Genomic DNA, 18114 nt, shown 5'->3' on the forward strand with positions numbered 1-18114 from the left:
CGAAATGGGGCGCGTATCATACATGAAAAAATCCGCCGGTCCGTTGCCAACTGACCAGCGTCTTACGCGTTACACAATACAAAGGGTCTTGCGGGCGCGGTTCAGCTGCTGCGCATCAACGGGTAAAGCTCTTTCAGCAACTTGCGACGGCTGATCACCAGCTGCCAGCGATGACCGCCCAACTGCCGCCACAGGCGCGCCGAACGAATTCCGGCCAGCAACAGGGCGCGGATTTTCGAGGCGTTGCTCGGTTGTTGCAGGTTGCGCATGTCGCCATGGACCTGAATGCGTTGGCGCAGGGTGCTCAGGGTGTCCTGGTACAGCGCACCGCAAGCAGCAATCACGTTTTCGTGCGCCGGGCCGAAGTGCTCGACCTGGGACTGAATCTGCGGCAAACGCTTGCCGATCACGTCCAGCATGTCGTTGCGCTTGGCCAGTTGACGCTCCAGGCCGAGCATCGCCAGCGCATAGCGCAGCGGTTCGCGCTGAAGGGTGCTTGGGTCGCGTTCCAGGGCGCCGATCAATGCGCGGTAACCTTCACGCAGATTGATGTCGTCGCCGCCGTAGACTTCCAGGGTGTCCTTGGGGTCGCGAATCAGCAGGCTGCCGAGCATGCACGTCAGGCCGGCTTCGGCGGTCTGGCCGGTCTTGGCGATCTTGTCGACCAGCACGGCGGCGAGGAACACACCGCCCAGTGCCGTCAGTTGCTCCTGAGTCGGGCTCATTGCTGCTCGCCTTGAGGAGTGCCTTTGCTGGTCCACGGCTCCGCGACTTCGATCACGCCGCCGCCGAGGCAGATTTCACCGTCGTAGAACACCACGGACTGGCCTGGGGTGACCGCGCGTTGCGGGTCATCGAAGGTCGCGCGGTAGCCGGTGGCGGTTTTTTCCAGCGTGCACGGCTGGTCGCTTTGGCGATAGCGGACTTTAGCAGTCAGCCGGCGCGGTTCGCTCAGGTCGATCGGGTTGACCCAATAGATGTCTGAAGCGAGTAGGGCGCGGGAGAACAGATACGGATGGTCATTGCCCTGGCCAACGATCAGCTCGTTATGCTCCAGGTCTTTGATCAGCACGTACCACGGCTCGTCGCTGGCATCTTTCAAACCGCCGATGCCCAGACCCTGACGCTGGCCGATGGTGTGATACATCAAGCCGTGGTGACGGCCGATGACTTCACCTTCGGTGGTTTTGATCTCGCCTGGCTGCGCCGGCAGGTACTGCTTGAGGAAGTCGCTGAAGCGGCGTTCGCCGATAAAGCAGATCCCGGTGGAATCCTTTTTCTTCGCGGTGGCGAGTTCGTGTTTCTCGGCAATCGCGCGCACTTCGGGTTTTTCCAGCTCGCCGACCGGGAACAGGGTCTTGGCGATCTGTTCGCCGCCGACGGCGTGCAGGAAGTAGCTCTGGTCCTTGTTCGGGTCCAGGCCCTTGAGCAGCTCGGTGCGACCATCGATGTCGCGGCGACGCACGTAGTGACCGGTGGCGATCAGGTCGGCGCCGAGCATCATGGCGTAGTCGAGGAACGCCTTGAACTTGATCTCGCGGTTGCACAGGATGTCCGGGTTCGGCGTGCGACCGGCCTTGTATTCGGCCAGGAAGTGCTCGAACACGTTGTCCCAGTACTCGGCGGCGAAGTTGGCAGTGTGCAGCTTGATGCCAATCTTGTCGCACACGGCCTGAGCGTCCGCCAGGTCGTCCATGGCGGTGCAGTATTCCGTTCCATCGTCTTCTTCCCAGTTCTTCATGAACAGGCCTTCCACCTCATAACCCTGCTCGATCAGCAGGAGAGCGGAAACGGAAGAGTCCACGCCGCCGGACATGCCGACAATGACGCGCTTCTTTTGTGTGTCAGAAGGGGCTGGATCACGCATAGGGATTCAATGAGTGTCTTGAAAAAGGACGCGATTCTAACAGGCCGAAGCCCGCAAGGCTAAAGAGAAGGGCGGATCAGTTCGAGGCCGAAGTGTTGACCGTCCAGATAATCATCGATACAGCGGATGATCAGCTCACTGCGCCAGTTTGCGCGCTGTGCCAGCAGTTCGTCACGCGTCAGCCATTTTGCGCCGACGATGCCGTCGTCCAGCTGATAGTCGGGGTGATGCTTGAGCGGTTTTGCGGTGAAGCAGACCCGCTGATAAGTCACGCCGTTGCTCGGGGCGGTGTAGAGGTAAATGCCCACCACGCCAGTCGGCTCGACGTCCCAGCCGGTTTCTTCGAGGGTTTCGCGTACGGCAGCTTCGATCAGGGTTTCGTCCGGGTCGAGGTGACCGGCGGGCTGATTGAGCACCGTTCGCCCACCCTTGGATTCTTCAACCATCAGGAAGCGGCCGTTGTCTTCGACGATGGTGGCGACGGTGATGTGGGGTAGCCAGGTCATTGGACTTCCTCAATCTTTAATGTTGGAACGCAGTCAATGTGGGAGCGAGCTTGCTCGAGATAGCGGTAGGTCAGTCAATATCAATGTTGAATGATAAACCGTCATCGCGAGCAAGCTCGCTCCCACAGGGTCCGGGTTCTATAGATAAATATGTGTGACCGCCACAAACACAAACCCCGGCACATGGCCGGGGTTGTGATGTTCCCTTACAACCTTAAACCAGCGCAGCGATCGCGGCGTTGAAGGTGTTGCTCGGGCGCATGGCCTTGCTGATCAGCTCGGCATTGGCGTGGTAGTAACCGCCGATGTCCACTGGCTTGCCCTGAACGGCGTTGAGCTCGGCAACGATGGTTGCTTCGTTCTCGGTCAGGGTCTTGGCCAGTTCGCCGAACTGCGCTTGCAGTGCAGTGTCTTCGGTCTGGGCAGCCAGGGCTTGAGCCCAGTACAGCGCCAGGTAGAAGTGGCTGCCGCGGTTGTCGATGTTGCCGACTTTGCGCGATGGCGACTTGTTGTTGTCCAGGAACTGGCCGGTGGCCTGATCCAGGGTCTTGGCCAGAACCAGCGCCTTAGGGTTGTTGTAGGTAACACCCAGGTGCTCAAGGGAAGCGGCCAGGGCCAGGAACTCGCCCAGGGAATCCCAGCGCAGGAAGTTCTCTTCCAGCAGCTGCTGAACGTGCTTCGGTGCCGAACCGCCAGCGCCGGTTTCGAACAGGCCACCGCCGTTCATCAGCGGAACGATCGACAGCATCTTGGCGCTGGTGCCCAGTTCCATGATCGGAAACAGGTCAGTCAGGTAGTCGCGCAGTACGTTGCCGGTCACCGAGATGGTGTCCTTGCCTTCGCGAGTGCGACCCAAGGTGAAGGCCATCGCGTCGACTGGCGACATGATGCGGATGTCCAGGCCGGAGGTGTCGTGATCCTTCAGGTAGGCCTGAACTTTCTCGATCACTACACCGTCGTGGGCGCGCATTGGGTCCAGCCAGAAGATCGCTGGAGTGGCGCTTGCACGAGCACGGTTGACGGCCAGTTTGACCCAGTCCTGGATCGGCGCGTCTTTGGTCTGGCACATGCGGAAGATGTCGCCGGCTTCAACCGATTGCTCCAGCAACAGGCCGCCTTTGCCGTCGGTAACGCGGACAACGCCGTTCGCCTTGATCTGGAACGTCTTGTCGTGCGAGCCGTACTCTTCGGCTTTTTTCGCCATCAGGCCAACGTTTGGCACGCTGCCCATGGTGGTTGGATCGAAAGCGCCGTGCAGCTTGCAGTCTTCGATCACCGCCTGGTAGATGGTGGCGTAGCAGCGGTCCGGGATCACAGCCTTGGTGTCGTGCAACTGACCGTCAGTGCCCCACATTTTGCCGGAGTCACGGATCATCGCTGGCATCGAGGCGTCGACGATAACGTCGCTCGGCACGTGCAGGTTGGTGATGCCTTTGTCGGAGTTGACCATGGCCAACGACGGACGAACGGCGTAGACCGCCTGGATGTCCGCTTCGATCTGCGCTTGCTGCTCAGCCGGCAGGGCTTTGATGCGAGCGTACAGGTCGCCGATGCCGTTGTTCAGGTTGAAGCCGATCTGTGCCAGCACGTCAGCGTGCTTGGCCAGTGCGTCTTTATAGAACTCGGCAACGATCTGGCCGAACATGATCGGGTCGGAGACCTTCATCATGGTGGCTTTCAAGTGAACCGACAGCAGCACGCCTTTTTGCTTGGCGTCTTCGATCTCGGCAGCGATGAAGCTGCGCAGAGCGTTTTTGCTCATGACCGCGCAATCGAGGATCTCACCGGCTTGCACGGTGGTTTTTTCTTTCAGGACGGTGGTGGTGCCGTCTTGAGCGATCAGTTCGATTTTGACGGCGTCAGCGGCGTCGATCAGGGCAGCTTTTTCGCTGCCGTAGAAATCGCCGGTGCTCATGTGCGCGACGTGGGACTTGGAGTCCGCAGCCCAGGCGCCCATTTTGTGCGGGTGCTTGCGTGCATAGTTCTTGACCGACAGCGGTGCACGACGATCGGAGTTGCCTTCGCGCAGAACCGGGTTCACGGCGCTGCCCTTGATCTTGTCGTAACGTGACTTGGCGAGCTTGTCGGCGTCGCTGGTCACGGTTTCCGGGTAATCAGGCAGTGCGAAGCCCTGGGCTTGCAGTTCCTTGATCGCGGCTTGCAGTTGCGGAACCGAGGCGCTGATGTTCGGCAACTTGATGATGTTGGCTTCAGGCGTAACGGCCAGGTCGCCCAGTTCGGCGAGGTGGTCGGCTACGGCTTTGTCACCCAGTTGCTCGGGGAAGCTGGCCAGGATGCGCCCTGCAAGAGAGATATCGCGGGTTTCCACGGCGATATCAGCGGAGGCGGTGAAGGCCTCTACGATAGGCAACAGTGAATAGGTGGCGAGGGCGGGAGCTTCGTCGGTGAAGGTATAGATGATCTTCGAGCGGGTGGGCATATTCGGATTAACTCTCTCTTCTTTGCTAAAGCGTGCGCAGAAAAACTCGAGGGGCGCCGGGTAAGCGCGTTCGTTCAAAGTCATCCATGAGCCGAATGTCGAGATTTCTTCGCGGTGATGTTGGGTGCATCAGTCGAGCGTCAAGCGGGTGGACTGCGGTAACAGTCCGGCTTTTTCGGGCCCAAAGCCTCGTAGTAGAAAGGTCGGCCGTCGTGACTCTGTGGTCAGCGGGCGGCATTATACATAGGTAGCTGGCAATCTGCCGATGGTTCATACGTAACGATTGTCGTCCATTGGTCTAAAGGTCGCAGGGCAGAGCGAGGCGTAGAGTCTTGCACCGTGCTTGAGTTTGGCGCTTTTCCCTTTGCTTTCAGGCTTGTACGTCGCGAACTGTGCAGCTTTGCGGCAGATGGTTGGAACATAGGGTTTGCGTGCCGATTTAACTGGGGTACGCTCGAACGAAGCCAGATGTTCAATCCAAACAATGGAGTTCAGCATGGGATACAAGAAGATTCAGGTTCCAGCAGTCGGCGACAAAATCACCGTCAACGCGGACCATTCTCTCAATGTTCCTAACAACCCGATCATCCCCTTCATCGAAGGTGATGGTATTGGCGTTGATATCAGCCCGGTCATGATCAAGGTTGTCGATGCTGCTGTTAAGAAGGCTTACGGCGGCGAGCGCAAAATTTCCTGGATGGAAGTCTATGCCGGGGAGAAAGCGACTCAGGTTTACGATCAGGACACCTGGCTACCTCAGGAAACCCTGGACGCGGTCAAGGATTACGTGGTTTCCATCAAGGGCCCTCTGACCACCCCGGTCGGTGGCGGCATCCGTTCCCTGAACGTGGCCCTGCGTCAGCAACTCGACCTTTATGTCTGCCTGCGCCCAGTGCGTTGGTTCGAAGGTGTGCCTAGCCCGGTCAAGAAGCCAGGCGACGTCGACATGACGATCTTCCGTGAGAACTCGGAAGACATCTACGCCGGTATCGAGTGGAAAGCCGGTTCGCCGGAAGCGACCAAAGTCATCAAGTTCCTTAAAGATGAAATGGGCGTCACCAAGATTCGTTTCGACGAAAACTGCGGTATCGGCATCAAGCCGGTTTCGCTGCAAGGCACCAAGCGTCTGGCGCGAAAAGCGCTGCAGTATGTGGTCGACAACGACCGCGACTCGCTGACCATCGTGCACAAAGGCAACATCATGAAGTTCACCGAAGGTGCCTTCAAGGAGTGGGCCTACGAAGTGGCGGCTGAAGAGTTCGGCGCGACTCTGCTCGATGGTGGTCCGTGGATGCAGTTCAAAAACCCGAAAACCGGCAAGAACGTTATCGTCAAAGATGCCATCGCCGACGCCATGCTCCAGCAGATCCTGCTGCGCCCGGCCGAATACGATGTGATCGCGACCCTGAACCTGAACGGCGACTACCTCTCCGACGCCCTGGCGGCGGAAGTGGGCGGTATCGGTATCGCACCGGGTGCCAACCTGTCTGACACCATTGCGATGTTCGAAGCGACCCACGGCACTGCGCCGAAGTACGCTGGCAAGGACCAGGTCAACCCGGGTTCCCTGATCCTGTCCGCAGAGATGATGCTGCGCCACATGGGCTGGACCGAAGCGGCCGATCTGATCATCAAGGGCACCAACGGCGCGATTTCCGCCAAGACCGTGACCTATGACTTCCACCGTTTGATGGAAGGCGCGAAGCTGCTGTCTTCGTCTGCGTTTGGTGATGCGCTCATCTCGCATATGTAAGCTGCATATGTAAGCGAATAGGCATTAAAAAAACCGCCTTCGGGCGGTTTTTTTATGACTGGATGACGGGGGGCGTCAGCTCGACACTGTTTCTTGCTGGGTGTCAGCGGCCTGTTCGTTCTCGGTCGTGACTGCTTTAATCTTGACTGCGTGCAGCCCTTTGGGGCCCTGGACGATCTCGAAGTTTACGGCTTGCCCGGCCCTGAGGGTCTTGTATCCGTTCATATCAATGGCCGAATAGTGGGCAAAGAAATCAATAAGATGACCGTCTTCGTCACGGCCTTCTTTGGCGTCGGTGTTAATGAAACCAAACCCCTTGGCATTGTTGAACCATTTCACCTTACCGACTGACATACCCATATCCCTCTGCAACAGACTCCATCACTGGAGTATCATCCAGTTCATCCGCAGTCATTTCCTGGAAATAAGATTGACTCCGCGGACCTTTTTTACCCACTGTGGGCTCTATTGGTTGTAACACCGTTTTCCCGATAGTCAAGGTGACCGGGCAGTCGGAGTTGAAATCGTCCATAGCCGCCCCCACCACTGTATTTGCACAACTGACGAACCTTTCTTTCCATGCATGCAATCAGCCAGATTCGACTAACATTCAATCAGGATCACCCTGATTCACACGACGACGATTCCGCAGGCATTGCTGTTCAGGAGGCAAAGCCTGCTTTACAGGCGCCGCCGATGTACAAGGTGGTTTTGTTCAATGATGACTACACACCGATGGATTTCGTCGTCGAAGTGCTCGAGGTGTTTTTTAACCTGAATCGCGAGCTGGCGACCAAGGTCATGCTGGCCGTCCACACAGAAGGACGGGCAGTATGTGGAGTGTTTACCCGCGACATCGCCGAGACTAAGGCCATGCAGGTCAACCAGTACGCCAGGGAAAGCCAGCATCCGCTACTCTGTGAAATCGAGAAGGACGGTTAATCGCCGACCACTTGGGTATGAGGTGAAGCTATGTTAAACCGCGAGCTCGAAGTCACCCTCAATCTTGCCTTCAAGGAGGCCCGATCGAAGCGTCATGAATTCATGACCGTCGAACACCTCCTGCTGGCCCTATTGGACAATGAGGCTGCCGCCACCGTTTTGCGTGCCTGCGGCGCAAACCTCGACAAACTCAAGCACGATCTGCAGGAGTTCATCGACTCCACCACGCCATTGATCCCCGTTCATGACGAGGATCGTGAGACCCAGCCAACCCTGGGCTTCCAGCGTGTTCTGCAACGTGCTGTCTTTCACGTACAGAGCTCGGGCAAACGCGAAGTGACTGGCGCCAACGTACTGGTCGCGATCTTCAGTGAGCAAGAGAGTCAGGCCGTGTTCCTGCTGAAACAGCAGAGCGTTGCGCGCATTGATGTCGTCAACTACATCGCACACGGCATTTCCAAAGTGCCGGGGCATGGCGATCACTCTGAAGGTGAGCAAGATATGCAGGACGACGAGGGCGGTGAGTCTTCTTCTTCAGGCAATCCTCTGGATGCTTATGCCAGCAACCTCAACGAACTCGCGCGTCAGGGTCGAATCGATCCATTGGTAGGCCGTGAGCTGGAAGTCGAGCGCGTTGCGCAGATCCTGGCGCGTCGTCGCAAAAACAATCCGCTGTTGGTGGGCGAGGCGGGCGTGGGTAAAACCGCGATTGCCGAAGGCCTGGCCAAACGCATTGTCGACAACCAGGTGCCGGACCTGCTGGCCAACAGCGTGGTGTATTCCCTCGATCTGGGGGCCTTGCTGGCCGGGACCAAATACCGCGGCGATTTCGAGAAGCGCTTCAAGGCGTTGCTCAATGAGCTGAAAAAACGTCCGCAGGCGATCCTGTTCATCGACGAAATTCACACCATCATTGGTGCGGGTGCCGCGTCCGGTGGGGTCATGGATGCCTCGAACCTGCTCAAGCCGCTGCTGTCGTCGGGTGATATCCGTTGCATCGGTTCGACCACGTTCCAGGAATTCCGCGGGATCTTCGAGAAGGACCGTGCGTTGGCTCGGCGCTTCCAGAAGGTCGATGTGTCGGAACCTTCAGTGGAAGACACCATTGGCATCCTGCGCGGCCTGAAAGGTCGTTTCGAAGCGCACCACAACATCGAATACAGCGATGAAGCGTTGCGTGCAGCGGCCGAACTGGCCTCGCGTTACATCAATGACCGGCACATGCCGGACAAAGCCATCGACGTCATCGACGAGGCGGGCGCCTACCAGCGTCTGCAGCCAATCGAGAAGCGCGTGAAACGCATCGAAGTGCCTCAGGTCGAGGACATCGTCGCGAAAATCGCGCGGATTCCGCCTAAGCACGTCACCAGCTCCGACAAAGAGCTGCTGCGTAACCTTGAGCGTGACCTGAAGCTGACGGTATTTGGCCAGGATGCCGCGATCGACTCGCTGTCGACCGCGATCAAACTGTCCCGTGCCGGCCTCAAGTCGCCTGACAAGCCTGTCGGTTCGTTCCTGTTCGCAGGGCCTACCGGTGTCGGTAAAACCGAAGCGGCACGTCAGCTGGCCAAGGCGTTGGGCATCGAGCTGGTTCGCTTCGACATGTCCGAGTACATGGAGCGCCACACCGTATCGCGTCTGATCGGTGCGCCTCCAGGCTATGTCGGGTTCGATCAGGGCGGTCTGCTGACCGAAGCCATCACCAAGCAGCCTCACTGCGTGCTGTTGCTCGATGAGATCGAGAAGGCGCATCCGGAAGTCTTCAACCTGCTGCTGCAGGTCATGGACCACGGTACGCTGACCGATAACAACGGGCGCAAGGCGGACTTCCGTAACGTGATCGTCATCATGACGACCAACGCCGGTGCCGAAACAGCGGCTCGCGCTTCGATCGGTTTCACCCATCAGGACCACTCGTCCGATGCGATGGAAGTGATCAAGAAGAGCTTCACGCCAGAGTTCCGCAACCGTCTGGACACCATTATCCAGTTTGGTCGCCTCAGCCATGAGGTCATCAAAAGTGTGGTGGACAAGTTCCTTACCGAGCTTCAGGCGCAGCTGGAAGACAAGCGCGTGCAGCTGGAAGTGACGGATGCGGCGCGCGGCTGGCTGGCAGTGGGAGGCTACGACACGGCAATGGGCGCTCGTCCAATGGCGCGTTTGATCCAGGACAAGATCAAGCGTCCGCTGGCGGAAGAGATTCTCTTTGGCGAACTGGCCGACCATGGTGGTGTGGTTCACATCGATCTCAAGGACGGCGAGCTGACCTTCGACTTCGAGACCACGGCTGAAATGGCCTGACAGTTATCGCAAGAAAGCAAAAGGCGCCGAAAGGCGCCTTTTTGCTGTCTGGAGGTTTGTACCCCGTCCCCCTGTGGGAGCGAGCTTGCTCGCGATGACGGCAGCACATTCGATATCGATGCAAGCTGATCCACCGCTATCGTCGGAACGCCGCCCGGAGCAAGCTCGCTCCCACAGGTGATCATTGTTGCTGCAGGTAAATCACGCAGACACAAAAACGCCCGGCATAAACCGGGCGTTTTGTATTGACTTGATTAGCGAGCGCGGTAAGTGATGCGCCCTTTGCTCAAGTCATAGGGCGTCAGCTCGACGCGCACTTTGTCGCCGGTAAGAATACGAATGTAGTTCTTGCGCATCTTGCCGGAGATATGCGCGGTTACGACGTGCCCATTTTCCAACTCCACACGAAACATGGTGTTGGGCAGGGTGTCGACGACAGTGCCTTCCATTTCGAAGCTGTCTTCTTTCGACATGCAGTAAAGCCCTCGGTGTCCAATGAATGGCCCGGTGCAACTGCGCCAGGCAAAAGCGGCGTGCATTGTGCCCGAAAAATGGGGTTTAAGCCAAGGGGTTTACGGCTTGCTCTAGTTCAGGATGACCCAGCGCTGATTAATCAGCAGTTCGATAGGGCGATATTGAGTCTTGTAGCTCATCTTTTTGCAGTTTTTGATCCAGTAGCCCAGATAGACGGCTTCCAGCCCCAGACGCTGAGCCTCGGCGATTTGCCAGAGAATCGCATACCGCCCCAGGCTGCGGCGTTCTTCAGTGGGCTCGTAGAAGGTGTAGACCGCCGACAGACCGTTCGGCAGCAAGTCGGTGACGGCCACCGCCACCAGTCGTCCTTCGAGGCGGAATTCGTAGAATCGGGAAAACGGCAGGTCACGAACCAGGAATGTCGCAAACTGATCGCGACTCGGCGGGTACATATCGCCATCGGCGTGACGCTGTTCGATATAGCGCTGATAAAGGTCGAAATACTCTTCGCTGAATTGCGGTCTGGCAGGGCGCACCTGCAGGTCGACATTTCGTTTGAAGATGCGTTTCTGCTGGCGGTTGGGCGAAAATTGCGCCACAGGGATGCGCGCCGGTACGCACGCATTGCAATTCTGGCAATGAGGCCGGTAAAGATGATCGCCGCTACGACGGAAACCCATTTCAGACAGGTCTGCATAGACATGCACATCCATGGGCTGACTAGGGTCGAGGAACAAGGTCGTGGCCTGCTCCTCGGGCAGATAACTGCAAGAGTGGGGCTGAGTGGCATAAAACTTCAAACGCGCCAACTCGGTCATGATCAACCCTCGGAATAAGGTTTTGAATTAAGTGTAAGCCACACGCGCCAAAGTCGCTCAGCAAACCCAGAATGCGAGGCTGGGGTGATCCAAATGCCGCGCAAGGTAGTCGGCAAACTCGCGGCGAGGAATCGCTCGGGCGCCGAGGCTGTGCAGATGGTCGGTCGGCATCTGGCAGTCGATCAGCACAAAGCCTGAGTCTTTCAGATGTCGGACCAGTGTGGCAAAGCCATATTTAGAGGCGTTGTCGGCGCGACTGAACATGGACTCGCCGAAAAACAGCTGACCCATCGCCAGGCCATAGAGCCCGCCTACCAGCTCACCCTGGTCCCAGACTTCTACCGAATGGGCGTAGCCACGCCTGTGCAGATCGAGGTAGGCGTTCTGCATGGCTTCCGTGATCCAGGTACCGTCGGCGTAATCCCGTGGCGCCGCGCAAGCGCGGATGACTGCGGCAAAATCCTGATCAAAGGTCACTTGATAGCGTTGCTGGCGCAGCAGTTTGTTCAGGCTGCGCGAGACATGCAGTTCGTCGGGAAACAGTACGGTGCGTGGATCCGGCGACCACCAGAGAATCGGCTGGCCTTCCGAGAACCACGGAAAACAGCCGTGGCGATAGGCCTGAATCAGACGATCGGCGGACAGATCGCCGCCCGCGGCCAACAGCCCGTTGGGATCGCGCATGGCTTTTTCCAGGGGCGGGAAGGTCAGGGTGTTGCGTTGTAACCAAGTCAGCATGGCATCCGGGCTTGCAGAAGGGGAGGGCAGTGGTGGGCGGGTAGGCCCACCGTGAAGTGTGCCGTCAAACGACTGGAATGTCGTCGAGATACTTCTCGGCGTCCAGCGCGGCCATGCAACCGGCCCCGGCAGACGTGACGGCCTGGCGGTAAACGTGATCGGCCACGTCGCCGGCGGCAAACACGCCCGGGATTTCGGTGCTGGTAGCGTCGCCTTCGCTGCCGCCCTTGACCAGCAGATAGCCATTACGCATTTGCAGCTGACCCTCGAACAGGTCGGTGTTGGGTTTGTGGCCAATAGCGATGAACACGCCGGTCAGCGGCAATTCACGGGTCTCGCCAGTGTGGCTGTCCCGCAGGCGGGCGCCGGTCACACCGCTGGCATCGCCCAGTATTTCATCCAGATTCTGGTTCCAGTGCAGGCGGATATTACCTTTGGCGGCTTTTTCGAAGAGCTTGTCCTGAAGAATCTTCTCCGAGCGCAATTTGTCGCGCCGGTGAATCAGGTGAACTTCCTTGGCGATGTTCGCCAGGTACAGCGCTTCTTCAACCGCCGTATTGCCGCCGCCCACGACCGCGACCACCTGATTGCGGTAGAAAAAACCGTCGCACGTCGCGCAAGCCGAAACCCCTCTACCGGCAAAAGTCTCTTCCGATGGCAGCCCCAGGTATTGCGCCGAGGCGCCGGTGGCGATAATCAGCGCGTCACAGGTGTAAGTGCCACCGTCGCCGATAAGTTCGAACGGGCGCTGTTGCAACTTGGCGGTGTGGATGTGGTCGTAAACGATCTCTGTGTGGAAGCGCTCGGCGTGTTTTTGCATGCGTTCCATCAGCACCGGTCCGGTGAGGCCTTCGACATCACCGGGCCAATTGTCGACTTCGACGGTGGTGGTGAGCTGGCCACCTGCCTGTATTCCGGTAATGACAACGGGTTTGAGGTTGGCGCGGGCGGCATAAACGGCTGCGCTGTAACCGGCTGGGCCGGAACCCAGAATGATCAGGCGGGAATGCTTCGCTTCGCTCATAAAAACACCTCATAAGCCTTTGTCACAAAAGAGAATGCATGCTCAAATTGAACCGCACGTAATGTGCTGTTGGCTATGCTACACCTTGGGTTTCAAGCATGGCATCGGACGAACAAACCCGTACAATGCCTACTTGTTACAGAATATTCGCGGCGCGCCGTGTTTATAAAAACCGGAGCGTAGTGTTAAAAGTAGTCCCAGTTACGCCTGTTAACTTTTTTACCTGCCTGGATTGGGCAGTTTTTTATAGTCATTCAACAGATGGACGCGCCATGGGCGCAGGAAAAGAAGCGTTTTGAAGAAATCCACCGCAGCACCAAAAACAGTCGTTCCGCTCTGGCGCCAGCAATTGCACTACCGGCTCAAGGAAGGTGCATTGATCGCCATCGGCGGCTTGTGCCTGTTCCTGATGATGGCCTTGTTGACCTACGGCAAGGACGATCCGGGCTGGAGCCATAACAGCAAGATCGAAGATGTGCAGAACTTCGGCGGACCGGTCGGCTCCTACAGCGCCGATATCCTGTTCATGGTGTTGGGTTACTTCGCCTACATCTTCCCGCTGTTGCTGGCGATCAAGGCCTATCAAATCTTTCGCCAACGCCACGAGCAGTGGGAGTGGAGCGGCTGGCTGTTCTCCTGGCGCCTGATTGGCCTGGTGTTCCTGGTGCTGTCGGGCGCGGCCCTGGCCCATATCCATTTCCACGCCGCGACCGGTCTGCCGGCCGGCGCTGGTGGCGCTTTAGGCGAAAGCCTTGGCGATCTGGCCCGGAACGCGCTGAATATCCAGGGCAGTACGCTGTTGTTCATCGCGTTGTTCCTGTTTGGCCTGACGGTGTTCACCGACCTGTCGTGGTTCAAGGTGATGGACCTCACTGGCAAGATCACCCTCGACCTGTTCGAATTGTTCCAGGGCGCGGCCAATCGCTGGTGGGCGGCCCGTGTCGAGCGCAAACAATTGGTTGCTCAATTGCGTGAAGTCGACGACCGCGTCCACGACGTGGTGGCGCCGACCGTCACCGACAAACGCGAGCAGGCCAAGGTCAAGGAACGCCTGATCGAGCGCGAGCAAGCCCTGAGCAAACACATGTCGGACCGCGAGAAGCAGGTGCCGCCGGTGATTGCCCCAGCGCCGCCCAAGCCAGCGGCGCCCAGCAAGCGCGTGGAAAAAGAGAAACAGGCGCCGTTGTTCGTCGACAGCGCCGTCGAAGGCACCTTGCCGCCGATCTCGATTCTCGACCCGGCAGAAAAGAAACAACTCAATTACTCGCCTGAATCCCTGGCTGCGGTTGGCCACTTGCTGGAAATCAAGCTCAAGGAATTCGGCGTCGAAGTCTCGGTGGATTCGATTCACCCGGGCCCGGTGATTACCCGTTACGAAATCCAGCCAGCGGCCGGCGTCAAGGTCAGCCGTATCTCCAACCTGGCAAAAGACCTGGCACGTTCCCTGGCCGTGACCAGCGTGCGCGTGGTGGAAGTGATTCCGGGCAAGACCACTGTCGGTATCGAGATTCCTAACGAAGACCGCCAGATCGTGCGCTTCTCCGAAGTGCTGTCGACCCCCGAGTACGACAACTTCAAGTCACCGGTTACTTTGGCCCTGGGTCACGACATTGGTGGCAAGCCGGTCATCACCGACCTCGCGAAGATGCCTCACTTGCTGGTAGCCGGTACGACCGGTTCCGGTAAATCGGTGGGCGTGAACGCGATGATCCTGTCGATCCTGTTCAAGTCCGGCCCGGAAGACGCCAAGCTGATCATGATCGACCCGAAAATGCTTGAGCTGTCGATCTACGAAGGCATTCCGCACCTGTTGTGCCCGGTCGTGACCGACATGAAGGACGCCGCCAACGCCCTGCGCTGGAGCGTGGCGGAGATGGAGCGTCGCTACAAACTGATGGCGAAAATGGGCGTGCGTAACCTGTCGGGCTTCAATGCCAAGGTCAAGGAAGCCCAGGACGCCGGTACACCGTTGACCGATCCGTTGTACAAGCGCGAAAGCATTCACGACGAAGCGCCGCTGCTGACCAAGCTGCCGACGATTGTCGTGGTGGTGGACGAATTCGCCGACATGATGATGATCGTCGGCAAGAAGGTTGAAGAACTGATCGCCCGTATCGCCCAGAAGGCGCGTGCTGCCGGTATCCACTTGATTCTCGCGACCCAGCGTCCGTCGGTTGATGTGATCACCGGTCTGATCAAGGCCAACATTCCGACGCGTATGGCGTTCCAGGTGTCGAGCAAGATCGACTCCCGGACCATCATCGACCAGGGCGGCGCCGAACAACTGTTGGGCCACGGTGACATGCTCTACATGCCGCCGGGCACCAGTCTGCCGATTCGTGTCCACGGTGCCTTCGTGTCCGATGACGAGGTTCACCGGGTGGTCGAAGCCTGGAAACTGCGCGGCGCGCCGGAGTACAACGACGAGATTCTCGCCGGTGTCGAAGAGCCGGGTAGCGGCTTTGAAGGCGGCAGCGGCGGTGACGAAGACAGTGAATCCGATGCGCTCTACGACGAAGCGGTGCAGTTCGTACTGGAAAGCCGTCGTGCGTCCATCTCTGCGGTTCAGCGCAAGCTGAAAATCGGCTACAACCGCGCCGCGCGCATGATCGAAGCCATGGAAATGGCCGGGGTCGTGACGTCCATGAACACCAACGGTTCGCGTGAAGTCCTGGCTCCGGGCCCGGTACGCGACTGAATTGCTTGAAGCGCGGTGGCGTAATGACGCGCCATCGCACCCCCACGAATGTTATGAGGACTCCCATGCGTCTTATCCGCATGCTGTTGCTGCCGGTTTTGGCTTTGACCACGCTCTCGGCCCACGCCGATGACAAGGACGTGGCACGTCTGACCCAACTGCTGGAAAAATCCCAGACCCTGACTGCACGTTTCTCCCAGCTGACCCTCGACGGCAGTGGCACCCAGTTGCAGGAAACCGCGGGTGAAATGTCCTTGCAGCGTCCCGGCTTGTTTTACTGGCACACCAACGCGCCGGCCGAACAAACGATGGTCTCCGACGGCAAGAAGGTGACGTTGTGGGATCCGGACCTGGAGCAGGCCACTATCAAGAACCTCGATCAGCGCCTGACCCAGACCCCGGCGTTGCTGCTGTCCGGTGACGTGTCCAAGATCAGCCAGAGCTTCGACATCAGCGCCAAGGAAGCCGGTGGCGTGATCGACTTCACCTTGAAGCCGAAAACCAAGGACACCCTGTTCGACAGCCTGCGCCTGTCGTTCCGTAACGGTCTGGTCAATGACATGCAGATGATCGACAGCGTCGGCCAGCGCACCAACATCCTGTTCACCGGCGTGAAGGCCAACGAGCCGATCCCGGCGTCCAAGTTCAAGTTCGACATCCCCAAGGGTGCCGATGTGATCCAGGAATAAAGAGCCACCGCAAAACCTGTAGGAGTGAGCCTGCTCCGGGCGGCGTTCCGACGATAGCGTCGGGTCAGTCAACATTGATGTTGAATGTAATGCCGTCATCGCGAGCAGGCTCACTCCTACAGGAGGCCTGCGGTGTTCAAGTAGTGAGGTTTCGACAGCAGTGATGGACCTGTTTCGCAGTGCCCCGATTGCTCAGCCCTTGGCCGCCCGTTTGCGTGCGGCCAATCTGGACGAGTACGTCGGTCAGGAACACGTGCTCGCTCGCGGCAAGCCTTTGCGCGAAGCCCTGGAGCAGGGTGCCCTGCACTCTATGATTTTCTGGGGGCCGCCGGGTGTGGGGAAAACCACACTGGCGCGGCTGCTGGCGGAAGTCTCGGATGCGCACTTCGAAACGGTTTCGGCGGTACTGGCCGGCGTGAAGGAAATCCGTCAGGCGGTGGAAATCGCCAAGCAGCAGGCCGGGCAGTACGGCAAGCGGACCATCCTGTTCGTCGATGAAGTGCATCGCTTCAACAAGTCCCAGCAGGATGCGTTCCTGCCATACGTCGAAGACGGCACGCTGATTTTCATCGGCGCAACCACTGAAAACCCCTCGTTTGAACTCAACAACGCGTTGCTCTCCCGGGCCCGCGTCTACGTGCTCAAAAGCCTTGATGAAGCGGCACTGCGCAAACTGGTGCATCGCGCACTGACCGAAGAGCGTGGCCTGGGCAAGCGGCAACTGACCCTCAGCGATGAAGGCTTCCAGATGCTGCTGTCGGCCGCCGATGGCGATGGCCGGCGTCTGCTCAACCTGCTGGAAAACGCCTCGGACCTGGCTGAAGACAACAGCGAGATCGGCATCGATCTGCTGCAAAGCCTGCTCGGTGATACCCGTCGACGTTTCGACAAGGGTGGCGAAGCGTTTTACGACCAGATTTCCGCGCTGCATAAATCGGTGCGCGGCTCCAATCCCGACGGTGCACTGTACTGGTTCGCCCGAATGATCGACGGCGGTTGCGATCCGCTGTACCTGGCCCGGCGCGTGGTGCGCATGGCCAGCGAAGACATCGGCAACGCCGACCCCCGCGCCCTGAGCTTGTGCCTGGCAGCGTGGGAAGTGCAGGAGCGCCTCGGCAGCCCGGAAGGCGAATTGGCGGTCGCCCAGGCCATCACCTATCTGGCCTGCGCGCCGAAAAGCAACGCGGTGTACATGGGGTTCAAAGCCGCCATGCGCAGCGCCACCGAACACGGTTCGCTGGAAGTGCCGCTGCACCTGCGCAACGCGCCGACCAAGCTGATGAAGCAACTGGGTTATGGCGACGAATACCGTTACGCCCACGATGAGCCGGACGCTTACGCCGCTGGCGAAGACTATTTCCCGGAAGAACTCGAGCCACAACCGTTCTATCAGCCGGTGCCGCGTGGCCTGGAGCTGAAAATCGGCGAGAAGCTCAATCACCTCGCGCAACTTGACCGTCTCAGCCCTCGGCAGCGGAGAAAATAGTGATCCCTTTGATCGTTGCCGTTTCTGTGGGCGGTATCGCCGGAACGCTTTTACGCTTTGCCACGGGTAACTGGATCAACGCTAATTGGCCGCGGCACTTCTATACCGCGACGCTGGCCGTTAATATCGTCGGCTGTCTGCTGATCGGCGTTCTATACGGTCTGTTTTTAGTACGCCCGGAGGTGCCGATTGAGGTGCGTGCCGGGTTGATGGTCGGCTTCCTCGGGGGGCTGACGACTTTTTCATCTTTTTCACTGGATACGGTGCGTCTGCTGGAAACCGGGCAAATACCGCTGGCTTTTGTCTATGCTGCCATCAGCGTATTCGGCGGGCTGCTCGCTACCTGGGCTGGCCTGTCCTTGACCAAACTTTGATAAC

At 58.6% G+C, this 18114-nt stretch carries 16 protein-coding genes; 7 read left to right on the forward strand and 9 right to left on the reverse strand.

Annotated elements, in window-relative coordinates; translation table 11 throughout:
- Nucleotides 1–101: 101 nt before the first annotated feature.
- The 4 genes from hflD to VD17_RS02330 all read right to left on the reverse strand — a co-directional run bounded on the left by hflD (nucleotide 102) and on the right by VD17_RS02330 (nucleotide 4813).
- Entirely contained in the window at nucleotides 102–725 is a 624-nt protein-coding gene (hflD, locus tag VD17_RS02315) for a high frequency lysogenization protein HflD (protein WP_033057057.1), read from the reverse strand.
- Complete coding sequence (gene mnmA, locus VD17_RS02320; RefSeq protein WP_008146022.1) at nucleotides 722–1867, reverse strand: tRNA 2-thiouridine(34) synthase MnmA; 1146 nt, start codon at nucleotides 1865–1867, stop codon at nucleotides 722–724. Before mnmA ends, hflD begins: the two co-directional genes overlap by 4 nt.
- A 59-nt stretch (nucleotides 1868–1926) precedes the next feature.
- The gene (locus VD17_RS02325; protein ID WP_046052490.1) at nucleotides 1927–2373 is read right to left on the reverse strand and encodes an NUDIX hydrolase; all 447 of its coding nucleotides are present in this window, start codon (nucleotides 2371–2373) and stop codon (nucleotides 1927–1929) included.
- Nucleotides 2374–2587: 214 nt separating this feature from the next.
- The gene (locus VD17_RS02330; RefSeq protein WP_033057053.1) at nucleotides 2588–4813 is read right to left on the reverse strand and encodes an NADP-dependent isocitrate dehydrogenase; all 2226 of its coding nucleotides are present in this window, start codon (nucleotides 4811–4813) and stop codon (nucleotides 2588–2590) included.
- Between the two features lie 496 nt (nucleotides 4814–5309).
- On the opposite strand from VD17_RS02330, the gene icd reads away from it, so the two are divergent.
- On the forward strand, nucleotides 5310–6566 hold the full coding sequence (gene icd, locus VD17_RS02335; protein WP_010458895.1) for an NADP-dependent isocitrate dehydrogenase: 1257 nt from the start codon (nucleotides 5310–5312) through the stop codon (nucleotides 6564–6566).
- Nucleotides 6567–6641: 75 nt separating this feature from the next.
- On the opposite strand, the gene VD17_RS02340 is transcribed toward icd, so the two are convergent.
- Nucleotides 6642–6920, reverse strand: coding sequence for a cold shock domain-containing protein (locus VD17_RS02340; protein ID WP_046052491.1), 279 nt, complete (start codon nucleotides 6918–6920; stop codon nucleotides 6642–6644).
- A 225-nt stretch (nucleotides 6921–7145) separates the two neighbouring features.
- Between VD17_RS02340 and clpS the strand changes: the two genes are divergently transcribed.
- Together clpS and clpA are read left to right on the forward strand one after the other, a co-directional pair.
- Nucleotides 7146–7508, forward strand: coding sequence for an ATP-dependent Clp protease adapter ClpS (gene clpS / locus VD17_RS02345; RefSeq protein ID WP_027925124.1), 363 nt, complete (start codon nucleotides 7146–7148; stop codon nucleotides 7506–7508).
- Nucleotides 7509–7538: 30 nt separating this feature from the next.
- Nucleotides 7539–9809: an ATP-dependent Clp protease ATP-binding subunit ClpA gene (gene clpA / locus VD17_RS02350; protein ID WP_033057050.1), complete on the forward strand. Its 2271-nt coding sequence runs from the start codon at nucleotides 7539–7541 to the stop codon at nucleotides 9807–9809.
- Between the two features lie 254 nt (nucleotides 9810–10063).
- On the opposite strand, the gene infA is transcribed toward clpA, so the two are convergent.
- The 4 genes from infA to trxB form a co-directional block, all read right to left on the reverse strand.
- Nucleotides 10064–10282, reverse strand: a complete 219-nt coding sequence (infA, locus tag VD17_RS02355; RefSeq protein WP_002553999.1) for a translation initiation factor IF-1 — start codon at nucleotides 10280–10282, stop codon at nucleotides 10064–10066.
- 111 nt (nucleotides 10283–10393) lie between these two features.
- A complete protein-coding gene (locus tag VD17_RS02360; protein WP_008154860.1) occupies nucleotides 10394–11101 on the reverse strand; it encodes an arginyltransferase in 708 nt (235 codons plus the stop codon).
- A 57-nt stretch (nucleotides 11102–11158) separates the two neighbouring features.
- The gene (gene aat, locus VD17_RS02365) at nucleotides 11159–11839 is read right to left on the reverse strand and encodes a leucyl/phenylalanyl-tRNA--protein transferase (RefSeq protein WP_046052492.1); all 681 of its coding nucleotides are present in this window, start codon (nucleotides 11837–11839) and stop codon (nucleotides 11159–11161) included.
- A gap of 64 nt (nucleotides 11840–11903) precedes the next feature.
- Nucleotides 11904–12863: a thioredoxin-disulfide reductase gene (trxB, locus tag VD17_RS02370; RefSeq protein WP_046052493.1), complete on the reverse strand. Its 960-nt coding sequence runs from the start codon at nucleotides 12861–12863 to the stop codon at nucleotides 11904–11906.
- 295 nt (nucleotides 12864–13158) lie between these two features.
- On the opposite strand from trxB, the gene VD17_RS02375 reads away from it, so the two are divergent.
- The 4 genes from VD17_RS02375 to crcB all read left to right on the forward strand — a co-directional run bounded on the left by VD17_RS02375 (nucleotide 13159) and on the right by crcB (nucleotide 18110).
- Nucleotides 13159–15561, forward strand: a complete 2403-nt coding sequence (locus tag VD17_RS02375; protein ID WP_046052494.1) for a DNA translocase FtsK — start codon at nucleotides 13159–13161, stop codon at nucleotides 15559–15561.
- A 65-nt stretch (nucleotides 15562–15626) separates the two neighbouring features.
- Nucleotides 15627–16250: an outer membrane lipoprotein chaperone LolA gene (gene lolA, locus VD17_RS02380; RefSeq protein ID WP_008154853.1), complete on the forward strand. Its 624-nt coding sequence runs from the start codon at nucleotides 15627–15629 to the stop codon at nucleotides 16248–16250.
- 163 nt (nucleotides 16251–16413) lie between these two features.
- On the forward strand, nucleotides 16414–17736 hold the full coding sequence (locus VD17_RS02385; protein ID WP_046052495.1) for a replication-associated recombination protein A: 1323 nt from the start codon (nucleotides 16414–16416) through the stop codon (nucleotides 17734–17736).
- Entirely contained in the window at nucleotides 17736–18110 is a 375-nt protein-coding gene (gene crcB, locus VD17_RS02390; protein ID WP_008154847.1) for a fluoride efflux transporter CrcB, read from the forward strand. Before VD17_RS02385 ends, crcB begins: the two co-directional genes overlap by 1 nt.
- Nucleotides 18111–18114: the final 4 nt, after the last annotated feature.

Origin of the sequence: Pseudomonas fluorescens (assembly GCF_000968015.1) — a bacterium.
Taxonomy (GTDB): domain Bacteria; phylum Pseudomonadota; class Gammaproteobacteria; order Pseudomonadales; family Pseudomonadaceae; genus Aquipseudomonas; species Aquipseudomonas fluorescens_W.

Bases quoted from the DNA above. Each gene is read 5' to 3' on its own strand.
- VD17_RS02360 (WP_008154860.1), bottom strand. From the start codon at position 11,101: ATGACCGAGTTGGCGCGTTTGAAGTTTTATGCCACTCAGCCCCACTCT.
- clpA (WP_033057050.1), top strand. From the start codon at position 7,539: ATGTTAAACCGCGAGCTCGAAGTCACCCTCAATCTTGCCTTCAAGGAG.
- VD17_RS02340 (WP_046052491.1), bottom strand. From the start codon at position 6,920: ATGTCAGTCGGTAAGGTGAAATGGTTCAACAATGCCAAGGGGTTTGGT.
- hflD (WP_033057057.1), bottom strand. From the start codon at position 725: ATGAGCCCGACTCAGGAGCAACTGACGGCACTGGGCGGTGTGTTCCTC.
- trxB (WP_046052493.1), bottom strand. From the start codon at position 12,863: ATGAGCGAAGCGAAGCATTCCCGCCTGATCATTCTGGGTTCCGGCCCA.
- VD17_RS02330 (WP_033057053.1), bottom strand. From the start codon at position 4,813: ATGCCCACCCGCTCGAAGATCATCTATACCTTCACCGACGAAGCTCCC.
- VD17_RS02325 (WP_046052490.1), bottom strand. From the start codon at position 2,373: ATGACCTGGCTACCCCACATCACCGTCGCCACCATCGTCGAAGACAAC.
- mnmA (WP_008146022.1), bottom strand. From the start codon at position 1,867: ATGCGTGATCCAGCCCCTTCTGACACACAAAAGAAGCGCGTCATTGTC.
- VD17_RS02385 (WP_046052495.1), top strand. From the start codon at position 16,414: ATGGACCTGTTTCGCAGTGCCCCGATTGCTCAGCCCTTGGCCGCCCGT.
- aat (WP_046052492.1), bottom strand. From the start codon at position 11,839: ATGCTGACTTGGTTACAACGCAACACCCTGACCTTCCCGCCCCTGGAA.
- lolA (WP_008154853.1), top strand. From the start codon at position 15,627: ATGCGTCTTATCCGCATGCTGTTGCTGCCGGTTTTGGCTTTGACCACG.
- icd (WP_010458895.1), top strand. From the start codon at position 5,310: ATGGGATACAAGAAGATTCAGGTTCCAGCAGTCGGCGACAAAATCACC.
- infA (WP_002553999.1), bottom strand. From the start codon at position 10,282: ATGTCGAAAGAAGACAGCTTCGAAATGGAAGGCACTGTCGTCGACACC.
- clpS (WP_027925124.1), top strand. From the start codon at position 7,146: ATGCATGCAATCAGCCAGATTCGACTAACATTCAATCAGGATCACCCT.